Annotated in this window: 8 protein-coding genes; 4 read left to right on the top strand and 4 right to left on the bottom strand. The window is 34.5% G+C overall.

Annotated elements, in window-relative coordinates:
• Positions 1 to 96 precede the first annotated feature (96 nt).
• From ACEN92_RS05225 to ACEN92_RS05235, 3 genes are all read left to right on the top strand, one after another.
• Positions 97 to 2,526 (top strand): TonB-dependent siderophore receptor, encoded by a 2,430-nt coding sequence (locus tag ACEN92_RS05225; protein ID WP_495641313.1) that lies wholly within the window; start codon positions 97 to 99, stop codon positions 2,524 to 2,526.
• Positions 2,527 to 3,091: 565 nt separating this feature from the next.
• Positions 3,092 to 5,308, top strand: a complete 2,217-nt coding sequence (locus ACEN92_RS05230) for a TonB-dependent siderophore receptor (protein ID WP_495641314.1) — start codon at positions 3,092 to 3,094, stop codon at positions 5,306 to 5,308.
• A gap of 199 nt (positions 5,309 to 5,507) precedes the next feature.
• On the top strand, positions 5,508 to 5,873 hold the full coding sequence (locus ACEN92_RS05235; protein ID WP_495641315.1) for an HIT family protein: 366 nt from the start codon (positions 5,508 to 5,510) through the stop codon (positions 5,871 to 5,873).
• A 96-nt stretch (positions 5,874 to 5,969) separates the two neighbouring features.
• On the opposite strand, the gene ACEN92_RS05240 is transcribed toward ACEN92_RS05235, so the two are convergent.
• Both ACEN92_RS05240 and ACEN92_RS05245 read right to left on the bottom strand, forming a co-directional pair.
• Positions 5,970 to 7,742, bottom strand: coding sequence for a MutS-related protein (locus ACEN92_RS05240; RefSeq protein ID WP_495641316.1), 1,773 nt, complete (start codon positions 7,740 to 7,742; stop codon positions 5,970 to 5,972).
• A gap of 64 nt (positions 7,743 to 7,806) precedes the next feature.
• Entirely contained in the window at positions 7,807 to 8,640 is an 834-nt protein-coding gene (locus ACEN92_RS05245) for a universal stress protein (protein ID WP_495641317.1), read from the bottom strand.
• Positions 8,641 to 8,821: 181 nt separating this feature from the next.
• Between ACEN92_RS05245 and mnmE the strand changes: the two genes are divergently transcribed.
• Positions 8,822 to 10,222 carry a tRNA uridine-5-carboxymethylaminomethyl(34) synthesis GTPase MnmE gene (gene mnmE / locus ACEN92_RS05250; RefSeq protein ID WP_495641318.1) on the top strand — a complete coding sequence of 467 codons (1,401 nt, stop codon included), beginning with the start codon at positions 8,822 to 8,824 and terminating at the stop codon, positions 10,220 to 10,222.
• A gap of 280 nt (positions 10,223 to 10,502) precedes the next feature.
• Here mnmE and ACEN92_RS05255 read toward each other — a convergent pair whose 3' ends face one another.
• Positions 10,503 to 13,379, bottom strand: coding sequence for an RICIN domain-containing protein (locus tag ACEN92_RS05255; RefSeq protein WP_495641319.1), 2,877 nt, complete (start codon positions 13,377 to 13,379; stop codon positions 10,503 to 10,505).
• A 93-nt stretch (positions 13,380 to 13,472) separates the two neighbouring features.
• A complete protein-coding gene (locus tag ACEN92_RS05260; protein WP_495641320.1) occupies positions 13,473 to 15,098 on the bottom strand; it encodes a glycosyl hydrolase family 18 protein in 1,626 nt (541 codons plus the stop codon).
• Between the last annotated feature and the right edge of the window lie 43 nt (positions 15,099 to 15,141).

Here is a 15,141-nt window from a genome sequence, read left to right on the forward strand (position 1 = left end):
AAATTAAGTTTTTTTTCATATAAGGTAATTTTTTACATTTGTATCGACTGATTTATTCCAAAAACCACTAATACCACTTAAACTAACTACAACTCTATGAACTATTCTAACCACCGAATTTTACATTTTATTTTTATAATTTGTTTATTTTTAATTTCTTCTGCCAGTGTTTTTTCTCAACAAAGCCACGGAAAAATAAAAGGGATTATAACCACATCAGATGGCGATCCTGCAGCTGGTGTAAATATTGTTCTTAAAAATTCAAAATACTCGACTATATCCAATGAATATGGTGCATTTGAATTTAGCAGGGTGAAACCCAACACATATTCTTTACAAATTTCATTAACCGGTTATGAAACACTTACACAGGATGTAACGGTTACCGAAAATCAAACTACAACGCTCCAATTACAATTAACCATTTCTAATAAACAATTAAAAGAGATTATTATTACCAATGGCAGGGGAAAAGCTTTTCCGAAGCAAAGTGTGTATGTTTCTAAAATGCCTTTGAAAAACATTGAAAATCCACAGGTTTACAATGTAGTTTCTTCAGAAATAATGAAGGAACAAGCCATTACTAATTATGAAGATGCCTTAAAAAATGTACCCGGAATTCAAAAATTATGGGAATCTACAGGGCGTGGCGGTGATGGAGGATCTTATTATACTTTGCGTGGCTTTGAAGTTCAGGCCAGTGTCGTAAACGGATTACCGGGTTTAACCCATGGAAGTCTTGATCCTGCCAACATAGAAAGAATTGAAGTAATAAAAGGGCCATCCGGAACTTTATTCGGTAGCAGTTTAGTTAGTTATGGAGGTCTTATCAATACGGTTACTAAAAAGCCCTACACAGGTTTTGGCGGAGAATTTTTATATACCACCGGAAGTTTTGGCCTTAACAGGGTAACTGCCGATGTTAATACCTCATTAGACGATAATAGTGATATTTTATTCAGGATAAATACTTCTTATCAAACAGAAAACAGTTTTCAGAATACGGGGTTTCGTACTGCTTTTTTTGTAGCCCCTTCCCTCTCTTATAAAGTAAACGATAAACTATCTTTTCTTATCAATACTGAATTTATGCAGGAAGAAAAAACAACACCGTCAATGTTGTTTTTAGGAAGGGATTCACAACTGCAATTTGCAAACTTAGACGAATTAAATTATAATACAGACTTGTCTTTTTACAGTAATGATTTATCCATTAAAAATCCTCGTTTCAGTTTACAAGGACATATGAATTATAAAATATCTGATAAATGGACATCTCAAACTGTATTATCACGAGGCTCTTCTAAATCAAACGGATACTATTCCTATATTTATGATAATGAAGATGGTAACGGAGATTTTGCATTATGGATTACCAAAGAACAATCACAAACCAGTACTACTGATATTCAACAAAATTTTACAGGTGATTTTAAAATAGGAAGCCTCCGCAATCGTATTGTAGTGGGTCTTGATTATTTTGAAAGAAATGTAATGTTTGGCGGTTCAGGTTATGCCAGAATTTATAATATTACTCCGCAAGGAGAAATTAGACAATTTGATGATACTGCTCCAAATTACCTGTCACAAACCTCTGTTGATAATGTGTTATCTAAAGAAGAGCCTGTCAATTATAACTCAAAAGATGCAACATACAGTGCCTATGCTTCAGATGTTCTTAATATTACGCCTGCCTTGTTAGCAATGGCAAGTTTAAGAGTTGACTATTTTGATACGGAAGGCAATATTACAACTGATGGTGATGACTATACTCAAACTGCTTTTTCACCAAAATTCGGGTTGTTGTACCAGCCTATCGAAGATAAATTAGCTGTATTTGCGAATTATATGGATGGTTTTAGAAATGTGGCACCAGGCAGACTTTATGATGCCGGAGGAAATTTTTTAGGAACAAAAACTTTTGAGCCTGAACATGCAAATCAATTGGAATTTGGAGTCAAAGCAAATCTTCTTTCTGATAAATTAAATGCAACTGTGAGTTATTATGATATAAATGTAAAAAATCTGGTTATCAATTCTAATATGTCCAGCACACAAGGAGGTGAAGCACAAAGCAAAGGTTTTGAATTTGATCTGAATGCTGCTCCAATAAAAGGACTGAGTATTATTGCCGGATATAGTTATAACGACAGTAAAATTACAAAAGGAAATCCTGGCGATGTCTGGCTTGAAAACGGAAGAAGACCTTTTTGGGCCGGTCCAAAAAATTTAATAAACCTATGGGCAACTTATAAATTTGATTATGGTACGCTTGAAGGATTTGGTTTAGGATTTGGAGGAAATTATGCCAGCGAAAATGCAATATTGGATGGAGCAACAACCGGCAAATTTGTTCTTCCGGAATATACTGTTATGAATGGTTCAGTTTTTTACAGTACTAAGAAATTCCGTATTGCTTTAAATGTAAACAATATAGCTGATAAAGAATATTTTAATGGTGGTTGGTCTACTGTAAATCCGCAAAAGCCAAGAAATGTAGTAGCCAGTTTTTCTTATAAGTTTTAAATCTCTTTTTAGTCATATACAAAGCCTCAAAATCAATTAAGATTTTGAGGCTTATTTTTTTAATTCAAATAAATTATCGTCCTACTACATATCATGCACTTTATACGAAGGTGTATCAGTAAAAAAACAAAAAGTAAAAGCAATTACACTAAATGGCTAGAAAAGAATTATGGACAAATGACAAGGGAGTAACCTCTTTTTATATTGATTTAGTCAAATAATTATATGGTAGAGTTTTGCATATACTGAAAAAAAGATGAAATCTGGAAAATAGCAACCTATTTAATTACTGTAAAATAATTAAAAATTTGTTTCGGAGAATTTTAAAAATTATTAGTTCTAAGCCTTTTTCTGATTGAAAGAGGTTTATTTTTTGTTTTAAATTGTCGCCAAAAACATGATTTTTTTAATCATTTTCATTTTTACTCTATAAAAAAAATTACAAACAATTATCACTTAAAGAGTTACAAAATTAATAATAATTAATCTAAATAAACTTTTAAATAAAAAACTTACCCATTATATTTGCAGAAAATTTTATTTTAAATTATTCTAAATAAACGATATGAAATACATCTTACTTTTAAGTTTATCATTTTTAAGTTTAGCCTCATACAGTCAGGATTACTCAAATAATGATACTGCATCTGCAATTAACGACACTGTGAAAAATAAAAAAGGGGAAATCCTGAAAGATGTAATCATTACAACCAACAGAGAACCAAAACCAGTGACAGCTGTCCGTTCAGGCTTAAAACCAATGGACAATCCACAAGCTATTCAGGTTATTGGTTCAGAAGTTATCAGTCAACAACAAGCTATTCGTTTAAGTGAAGTTTTAAAAAATGCCAATGGTGTTTATGTAAGTTCTGCTCGTGGTGGAGCTCAGGAATCATTTTTCTCCAGAGGATATGATATGTCTGCCAATAATATGTTTAAAAATGGATTTCGCTATAATGCAGGTTCAATTCCGGATATTTCGGGTTTAGATAAAGTTGAATTTCTTAAAGGAGGTGCCGCTTTATTATTCGGAAATGTTGCGCCGGGCGGAATATTAAATTTGGTTACCAAAACACCATCATTCACAAGTGGTGGCGAAATATCAATGCAAATGGGAAGCTATGCTTACTATAAACCATCCATCGATTTTTACGGACCTCTTAGCAAATCAGTTGCTTTCCGAATTAATGGTTCTTACGAAAATTCTGAAAGCTTTAGAGATGTCGTAAAAAACGAACGTTTATATGTTAATCCTTCCTTACTTTTTGCAATCAGTCCAAAAACACAAATTACAGTACAAGGAGATTATTTAACAGCAAACTGGACTCCGGATTTTGGAACCGGAATTATTGGAAAAAAGATTTTAGATTTGCCACGTAACAACTTTTATGGATCTCTTTGGTCAAATGGAAACACTAAATCTGCAAGTGCATCGGTATTATTAAACCACGATTTCAATAAAAACTGGAAATTAAATTTTAACGGTTCTTTTCAGGATTATGACAGACGCTCAAAATCGACAGCTCAATTATCAACTATAAAAGATAATGGTGACTGGACCAGACCATTAGTGCAAAATAAAAACCTGGAGCAAATAGTTGGAGATCAGTTAAGCTTACAGGGTACTTTTAATACAGGAAGTGTTAAACATCAGATATATACTGGTGCAGATTGGGAAAATTCTCTTGCAACGGCTTATACGTATGTATTTAACCCTGCAAATTATGACACTATTAATCTTTTTAATTTTGATCCTGCTACTCAAAGAATGGATGAACCAGCCGCTAGAAATTCTCAAATAGCAAAAACAGATACAAATCGTTTTGGTGCTTATTTTCAGGATTTAATTTCGATTACAGAAAAATTTAAAGTATTAGCAGGTGTTCGCTGGTCCTGGCAAGAAACAGAAGTTAGTACATACAAAGAAACATCTACTGGTGCCGGAAATCCAGAAAATGCAGTACCAACTGTTGCTCCGAAACGTTTAGACAATGCATTTTCTCCTAAAGCAGGATTAGTATTCCAGCCAACAAAAGATGTTTCTTTATTTGCGAGCTATTCTAATTCATTTACACCAAACACAGGAACAACTGTAGATTTACAGCCAATTAAGCCTTCTATTATCGATCAGTACGAAGCTGGTGTTAAAACAGATTTCTTTAAAGGTTTATTGAGCACTAACGTAACTGTTTATCAAATCACCAACAGCAATTTAGCGCAAACCGCCTTACAAGCTGATGGAACACCTTATAATGACACAAGTCTAAAAGTTTTGAGTGGAGAAACAAAAAGTAAAGGTATTGAAGTAGATATTACAGCTAAACCACTAGATGGTTTGAATATTATTGCCGGATACAGTTATAATGATATGCGTTACACTAAAACATCTGGTAAAAATGGAAGTTTTATTGAAGGTGACCGTGTGGCCAGAACACCATCCAATACTGCTAATTTAAGTTTCTTTTATACTTTGCAGTCAGGATTCTTAAAAGGCGTTTCTGTTGGAGCTATTGGAAATTATATTGGAAAAAGAATTGGTGGATGGAACAATCAATACAATACTGATCTTACTAAATACCCTGATGGAATTTGGTATAGAGAAGTTCCGATAGAAGGATATACTACAATTGATGTTTCTGCCGGTTATGAATGGAGAAAGTTCTCAATCTTATGTAAGTTATCCAATATTACAAACGAGTTGAATTATACAGTTCACGAAAACTACAGTGTTAACCCAATTGCACCACGCCAGATTATGGCAAGCTTGCGATATAAATTATAAAAAACCTAACTTGGTTTTATCTAAAAAACTTTTTCTGCCTCTTTCATTTTGAAAAGCAGAAAAAGTTTTTTCTTTTAAAATAAAAAGTATTTTTGCGGAAAGAAATTTCAATCATTACAAAACCTTACAGATAAAAAATATGCCTAGTCCCGTTTCAGAATGCCTTTATTGTCAAAATAATGACACCTTACATCAATTAATGATAAAAATAGGAGATTTAAAAGTATCACAGCTTTTCCTTTTTAAAGAACAATCCTATACAGGCCGCTGTAATGTAGTTTACAATGATCATGCTGTTGAACTTTATGAATTAAGTGACGAACAACGTAATTTATTTATGGAAGACGTTGCTGTTGTTGCTAAAGCAATTGCAAAAACGTTCAATCCTGACAAAATTAATTATGGTGCATTTAGTGACACATTATCACATTTACACGTTCATATTGTTCCTAAATACAAAGATGGTTACGGATTTGGAAGCGTTTTTGAAATGAATCCTCAAAAAACATATTTGACTGATACCGAGTATGAAACTACTATTGAAAAAATCAAAGCAAACTTATAAATAGCCACAAAACCTAATTTGGTTTTATCTGTTAAAAACTTTTTCTGCCTTCCTTTATTTTCGAAAGCAGAAAAAGTTTTTTTTATAACCACAAATTTAAATTACACCCATTTTTTGCATTAAAAAAGTAGCACTTTTATTCTTGCAGATTCCGCTTCGGAGTTTATAATCAAAGTGTAAATCATTATCCTTAATTTCTACTTCAAAGCATTGATTCGTTAAAATTTGAGGATAATCATTCGTTGTCAGGCAAACTTCTATATCATGTGTTGCAATTGCCCCAATTGCTTTTCTTTCGATTATTTTTTTTACAACTTCAATAGTTCCGTTGCGTTTATCATCTGAATTAGTACCACGCAAAATTTCATCCAGTAAAACAAAAGCAGGTTTTTCTTCCAACACATCCATAATTTGTTTTAATCTTTTTATTTCAGCAAAAAAATACGATTCGCTATCAGCCAAAGAGTCAGATAATCGCATCGAAACTAAAACCGGTAAAGGGTGAATTGTTGCTTCTGAAGCACAAACAACAGAGCCAATCCCTCCCAAAACCATATTTATACCCAAGCTCCTCAAAAAAGTACTTTTCCCGGACATATTAGAACCCGTTAATATCATAAACGATTCCGGATAAAAATGAGTATCATTACCTACCCGTGTTGCCGGATTCAGCAATGGATGGCCTAAATCTTTAAAACCAATTTTATATTCTGAATTAATTTCCGGGAAAACAAAATCCTGATTGTTGTAACTCAAATTTGCTAAACTGTTTAAAGCCTCAAATTCACCAATAACAGCAATCCATTTTTCAAGCTCTCCTGAATAGTTTTCCTTCCATTTCAAAAGCGATCTCAATACATGAAGATTAAATAAAAATGTCCCGTTAAACAAAATTGCCGTTACAAAATTTCCAATGGTATCCATTCTCGAAAACAATTCGGATAAATCTTTTAAATGACTGCTTGCAGTTGCATTTTTAAAAATAAGCTGTTGCTGCAAATCAATTAATTTTTTGGATTGAAAATTTTCCGTTTCAATTTTCTGAACTAATAAACTATACTGTTTAATAATTTTATCAATATTATCCGCTTTAGCAATTTCTGATTGAATCCGTTTTAATGATCTTCCCAAAACAACCAAATTGGCTATAAAGACATATGTTAAATAAGATAATAAAATTGTTTTTGAAGTGACAAAATAGGCGGTTAAAAGCCCAAAAAACAAAGTTGGAAGCAGTACAGAAAACACAATTAAAACTTTAGGTAAATTATTATTTTTAAATGACTTCCAATACATTAAAGACTCATATGATTCTTTCGTGTCGGTACTGACAGCTGCAAGGGCATGAAAATCCTGACGCCATTCTATTTTTGATTTGAGTTCCTTGACAGCCTGCTGATTTTCTAAAATTGTTTTATTTGGAAATTGTGACAATAATTGATTTGCGAGTGTCTTTTTTCCAATAAAAGTAGCTGTCCTGTTTAAATTTTGAAATAATGAATGAGCACCAAAAATATCCAGATCATAAGCATACGGGTGATGAAAATCATTAAACTCAATACCATTCTCAAACGGAATCTTTTCTCTTTTTAAATACGTAATTTCGTTTTCATTAATTTTCAAAAGTGCTGTAGTAAGTTGTTTTTGAAAAGATAAACGCGAATGAAAACGCATTAAAAAAACAAACCCGATAAAAAATATAAAAACGCTTATTAAGTATAAGATTTCATTTGTTTTGATATAATAAAACCCCAAATACAGACAAATAAAAATGCTGAAAAGCCTTAAAACACTAATACTGTTATACTTTTTATTGGTTTTATTTAATACGTCTGTGTAATGAACAACCTTGTTTTGATAAAAATCCATGTTTTTGATTTAATGAAACACAAATATAAGTTTTACCGGTACAAAATTGCTCTTGCTCCGGAAATTAGTTATCATGCATAATCAATACCGGAATTGAAACCTCTTTAGTTATTTTTTTACTAAAACCGGAAGAAAAAAGACTTTCAAAAAAGGATCTTTTGTGGGTAATTGTGGTCAGGATATCAATATCTTTAAAAAGAATAAAATCGATTATTGTTTCTTTTACATCATCACTTGGCAGGACCAGGAATTCTACATTTTCATCAGCAAACTCTCTCTCCCATTCTTTAATGGTTTCCACAGAAACATCTGACGTTGTAGTTTTTACATATAAGCTTTTAACTTTTGCATTGGTTTTTTTGGCTATCTTCAAAACTTTTCTCAGTTCTTTTTTATCTTTTTCACGATAACGCGTAGTAAAACCAATCGTTTTTATTTTTTTAAATTTCGCATCTATCGGTACACATAAAACGGGAACTTCCACTCCTGAAATTACGGAGCTTGTGTTGGATCCAAAAAAGAATGTTGTCCAGTCAGAAATTCCGTTTGTACCCATAATTACAAAGTCAATATTATCCTCGGCAACAACATTTTTTAAGTTATATAGCAAGTCACCATCCATTAAGCGATGTTTAATCACAATATCTTCTAAATTTCGTTCTGCTGCTATAGCCTTCAATTTTGGTATTTCATCTTTAAACATTTCAAATTTTGCCAATTCAATAGAACTATAAATTGCTGCATAATTTTCAGGAAAAAACTGGCTGTCATATACCGGAATTTCAAAAGTATAAAGTAAGATAAGCTCAGCATTAACAATTTTGGCAAACTCTAAAGCATGAATAAATGCATTTGTGGCTGCTTCAGAAAAATCGGTAGGGAATAATATCTTTTTCATCTTACATTATATTAAGGTTAATTACTCAAATTTAACGATTCTGAAAACATTTAAACCTGATAATTATCAGTTATTTAACAGTTAATAATTTCTTAAAACTGCTTTTTGAAAGTTCAAACAGAATTTTAAGTATGAGCAGCCTCGTTCGCAGATTTTGAGCCTTTTTTTATACCTTTGCCTTATGATAAATCAAGATTCTATAGTTGCTTTGGCTACCCCTTCCGGAGCCGGAGCTATTGCCATCATTCGAATTTCAGGTTCAGAAGCTATCGCTATTGGGAACTCCGTTTTTAAATCCATAAAAAATAAAGATTTAACCACACAGAAAACACATACACTGCACTTAGGGCATATCGTTGATGATAACAAAACCCTGGATGAAGTATTGGTATCTGTGTTTAAAGGACCAAACTCCTATACAGGCGAAAATACAATCGAAATTTCCTGTCACGGTTCTGCTTATATCCAACAGCAAATTATTCAGCTATTATTAAGAAAAGGCTGCCGTATGGCAGATCCCGGTGAATTTACGCTGAGAGCTTTTTTGAATGGAAAATTGGATTTATCTCAGGCAGAAGCTGTTGCCGATTTGATTTCATCAGACAATGAAGCCTCACACCAAATTGCAATGCAGCAAATGCGTGGTGGTTTTAGTAATGAAATTGCCAAATTACGTGAAGAACTTTTGAACTTTGCCTCTTTAATTGAATTGGAGTTAGATTTTGCAGAAGAAGATGTAGAATTTGCTGACAGAACTCAATTTCATGAATTATTAAACAGGATTGAGTTTGTATTGAAACGTTTAATTGATTCGTTTGCAGTTGGAAACGTAATTAAAAATGGAATTCCCGTGGCTATTGTTGGAGAACCCAATGTTGGAAAATCAACCTTACTGAACGCTTTGTTAAATGAAGAACGGGCAATTGTCTCTGAAATTGCAGGAACCACACGTGATACTATTGAAGATGAACTAGTTATTGGAGGAATAGGTTTTAGATTTATTGACACTGCAGGAATCCGTGAAACTAAAGATGTTGTAGAAAGCATCGGAATCAAAAAAACCTTTGAAAAAATAGAACAGGCACAAGTTGTGGTCTTTTTGTTTGATGGTTTCAGGTTTCAGGTTTCAGGTTCTGACTATATTACCGAAATTGAAAAAGTTAAAAATAAGTATCCGCTTAAACCGATTTTAGTTGTTGTAAATAAAGTCGATTTATTAAGCGAAAATGAAATCGAAAACATCAACGAAAAACTTGAAACTTTAAATTTGAAACTTTTAAAAATTTCTGCTAAAGAAAAAATTGGAGTTGATGATTTAAAGAATGAATTACTTTCATTTGTGAATACAGGTGCTCTTCGAAATAATGAAACAATTGTAACAAACACAAGACATTATGACTCATTACTAAAAGCATTGGATGAAATTATAAAAGTAAAATTCGGTCTTGAAACAAATTTATCAAGCGACTTAATAGCCCTTGATATTCGGGAAGCTTTATACCAATTCGGTCTTATTACGGGGCAAGTCAGCAATGACGAATTATTGGGGAATATTTTTGCCAACTTTTGCATCGGAAAGTAGCAAAACATCACAAAACAACAACAAATAAATAAGTTAAATTATTTATTATCAATATTTTAACTCGTTTTTATTTATACTTTCTTTTAGATATTTGGCGATATTTTGATTAAAAGCCATGGAGTTTGGAGTATAGAAAATATTACAGATGAATAGTGAATGATTATCTGGAACATGCAGAAGAAAAAAAGTAGATGATAATTCAAAATTCATTCAGGAATGAAATAAAAAAGAGGGACCAAAGTCCCTCTAAAATAACCTCCGCACTTCAGTACAGAGTGGTTTAGTTCTTGATAAAGCGTTTAACTATTCGTTTACCGTTCTTATCAAAAACAATGAGATAAGCTCCGGTTTTTAGATTAGAAACATCCAGGTTATCGTCATTGACTTTTTGTGTTGAAACCAAACGTCCAGTGCGGCTATCCACAATGCTAACATCTCTGCCGGTTATATCTGCTGTAAAGAAAAGTGTATTTGAAACCGGATTTGGATATATATTGAATACAGCATCAGTAGTAGCCCCATCCATAATGCCTGATGCAATTTCAGGGGTAGCTGCTGCAGTACCAATACTGGTTATTCTTATCCAGTTGATGTTTACCGCGCTGGTTTGAATGTAGATTCCAAAACTATACGTTCCGGCATTTACATTTACGGTTTGTGTCACCGTTTGCCAGTTTTGCCACCCTCCGGTGTTAGGAATATCAACATTGCCTAAAATGATAGTTCCGCCATTTAAATCAGAGGATATTCTGGCTCCGGCAACTTCACTCGCCACTCTGTATTCGATTAAATATGAACCTGTTGTTGGGAAATTTATATTGTTATACGCCATCCAGTCGCCTGTATCGGTATACGCCACATTCAAACCTCCTCCGGCATCTGTTGTTGCTTCGGTTTGAATTCCGTTCATGGCTGCGTAATCTTCGGCCTGAATTAAAGTTGAAGTCTGCGCAGTTGTAGTTGAAATTAATTTCCATTGTCCGCAAACCTGTCCGTTATCCTGCCATTGTTGTACATTGCCACCATTTGCCGTACTCGCTCCTGCAACCTCTACAATTTTACCGCTGTGTCTGGCAATAATCTTATAAAATCCGTCGCCGGCTGCGTACAAAATAAACTGCTGATTGGTTGTTCCGTTATACGGATATTGCTCTACATTGGCACCATTATCTTTATTAAAATTATTTACATCTAAAGACTGACCGCTGTGATTGGCAATGATTTTATACAATCCGTCGCCCAAATGCGTAAATGTAAATTTCTGATTGTTTCCTGTATTTGCAGTCCCCTGAGCCACATTGGCACCATTTGATAAACTTGCATTCCAAACATCCATATTTAAATTACTGTTTCTGTTCTGCAAAAAGAAAGTCTGATTTCCTAAAGTCGTAACTCCGTTTGCCAAAATTCGGATAGAAGTAACTTTATCATTCCACGTTGTATTCAAACAAGAATTATCAGAATTAATTACGGTTGAAGCTCCTGTAAAATTATCATCCTGATACAAAATTGCCTGAAATCCCTGCGCAACTCGCAACGAAGAAATATCATCGTTTAAAACTCCTAAAGAATTCAAACGTGCCAGGTTATAATCTCCAATCGTTAATCCGCCAGAAAATCCGGTGTAGTTGCAATCTTTATAAACCGTAATTAAATCTGTAGAAGAAGCAATGTTTCCTCCGGGAGGAATTGTTCCTGTAACCGAATAACTTCCGATAGATGCATAAGCCGAATATCCGCCATAACCGGCACTTCCTGCGCCATTGCCATCAACTCCAATAAAATATTTTCCGGCTGGCAAATTAACATTCATAGAAGCATTCAAAGCAAACGGATCGGAGTTCCAGTAGGTTCCCATTTCTGCTCCAGCGGAATTATATAATCGAATTAAAAGATGAAGATTTCCATGTCTTGAAACGGTATTGGCGTTGATCGAAACATTTCCTCCGCCAGTAGTAAACGTAAAGAAATCATAATCTGCATCGCTCGAAATAATTCCGTTTTTTTGGTTGATGGCTCCGCTTGCATTATAATCTAAATTGGCTGCAGCAGCGATTGTGTTTCCGTAATCATCTCCTCTGTAACCTACGCCAAATTTATTGCCTGCAATAATCGCAACGTCATCTTGTTTGTTGTTGGCATAATCGTATTCGCCTTTACTCCATTGAACCACAGGCCTGTAATAACCTGCACCCATAATTGGCGCCCACGCAGTATTGTTGATCCCTACGAAATAATCTTCGGCAGGATTCGTACGCCCATCGTGACCAAGATCGAAAGTATGTCCAACTTCATGCGCAGAGGCATCACCACCAGATTTACCCGAAGTAATAAATACCCAGCAAGGCACATCATTGTCCCAGTTGAAGGAGCCAATATACGCAACTCCCCCTGCTCCCGGAGCCGCAGTATTGGTTGGAGTCACCACCACACGCATTCTTCTGTTTCTTGGGTATGAGTTAAAAACAGCTTCACTTGTTGTAACATTCAAGTTAAAAGGTCTGTAGTCTTCAGCCACAACTTCCCAATGTTCCTGCACGGCCGCATCGCTCATTCCGGATGGCGCTGCATTGATTGCGTTTCCGTTGTTCCAAAGATTCCCTGCCGGCATATTATACCCGTCAAAATCTAAAAAGACACAACCTGCCGCTCCCGGTAAACTTTGTAAATTCAGTAATGCCGGAGCAATTTGAACTGCGACTGTTTTATTTGTTATCTGGCTTTTTTCGGGAACATTTTCATAATTCACGCAAATCAGTGTGTTGATATCTACTTTTGAGACGAAAGCATTTCCATTTAAATCAGAGTAATATTTGTATGCTTCTTTTGTTTTCTTCAAAATGATATGTCCTTCGAGCGATTGATCTTTGACTTTAATGTAAAACGAAGACTCTGCCACGTTTTTTATTTCTCCAATCAAAAACTCACTTGATGCATTCGATTCTTTATAATTAATTTTTCCGTTGAATGTTTTTGAATTTTCAACTTCAAGCAAAATGGTTTTGTTTGTGCCTTTTGCAGTGACAGAATTGACTAATTCTTTTTTCAAATTATTCATAAAAGTTCTGCTTGAACCTAAAGAAGTCTGCGCTGCGGCAAAATAACCAAAAGCCAGAAACACGAGTAAACTTAACGTAAGTCTGTAATTGTTTTTCATATTGATTTGGGGTTAAAGGGTTACAATTAAATATAAAAGCACTGTCCTTCCTTATTGAACTTAACAAAGAAGAAACAGTACTTTTAAGAAAGTTTATTTTTTCACAAAACGTCTTACTGTTTTGATGCCGTCTTTTTCTACCAAAATCAAATAGATTCCGGTTTTTAAACCACTAACATCAATACTGTTGCTGTTTGCTTTTTGAGAAGAAATAGTTCCACCATCCTGAGAATTTATAATACTTATGTTAGCTCCTGAAACCTCAGCAGTAAAGAAGAGCTCACTTTCTGTCGGACTTGGATAAACAGCCAGGCTTTCGATTTTTCCTGTGGAAGCAGATTTTGCAGCCAGAGCAGATGCTGATTTTGTGATGCGGAACCAGTTTAAATTCACACCCGAATTTTGAATGTATATTCCGAAGTTATAGGTTCCGGCATTCACATTTACAGTTTGAGATATTGTCTGCCAATTTTGCCATCCTCCTGTATTGGGTACATTTACAGCTCCTAACTGAATAGTTCCGGCATTTAAATCAGATGATAATTTAGCACCTGAAACAGCACTTGCTACTCTGTATTCAATTACATAATTACCTGATGTTGGAAAATTGATATTGAAATAGGCCATCCAGTCACCTGTATCTGCGTAACCTACATTCAGACCTCCATCAGTATCTGTTGTTGCTTCCGTTTGAATCCCACTCATTGAAGAATAGCTTTCTGCCTGTATTAGAGTTCCTGTACCCACTGGCGGCTGGCTTCCCGTAATAACCTGATTGATTGCCGTTAATAAAGATTTAGAACCTACAGCATCCTGAGATAATTCCCAAATCATAACACCTCCTGCATTTTGAATTGCGAATGTTGTTTTTGCTTTAATAGTTGGAATACCATTGTAGTAAATAGTATTCCCTACCTGATCCTGATTTTCCGAACCCGGATATTGCGCTATAATATTCGCATAAGAAATGCCCTGATTGGCTGCTGCTCCGAAACCATATCCGTAAAAAGGTAATCCAATAATGGCTTTGCCTGCCGGTAAACCTCTTCCTGTCCAGTAGTTAAACTGATTAACTGCCATACTGTAAGGAGAATGCGGTCCAGGATTTCCAGGAGCCCAAGGTCCGGTTGCATCATAGGCCATAATATTGATCCAGTCGTAAGCCGCAAAAGTAGATGATGGTACGTTGGCTCCGCCATATCCTTCAGACAATGCTGCAGTAATTTGTTTTCCTCCTGAATGCAATTTATTCGCCAAAGCAATTACAAAACCTCCGTAATCGCCATTGATTGCAGGCCCTTCCAAATCTACATCGACACCGTCAAAATTATGCGCTACCACATAATCGTAGATTTTCTGGATAAATGCCGTTCTGTTACCTGGCGTAATCAGATTAAAATAATTGTCCCGAATGGCTCCTCCTTCAGAAATGGCACCTCCTCCAAGCGAAACAAAAACTTTTACGTTTTGTGCATGAGCTGCATTAATAATTGTATTAGAACCTGAATTGAAAGTCAGATATCCGTTAGCATCCGGATTTTCAAACGCAATATTAATGTGGGTTAATTTACTGTATTGAATAGTAGTCGAAAAGGAATTCAGATCAATCCAGTTTGGAATGTAAGCGATTACTTTTTTTTGGGCCATTGACAAATTGAAAATACCCACAACGAAAATTATGACCCATCTTAACTGGGTCATCTTGTAATTGTTTTTCATGGTAACTTTTTTAATAGATTAATAAATTTGTAAATATTGGGGA

This window comes from Flavobacterium sp. Flavsp81 (genome assembly GCF_059491325.1).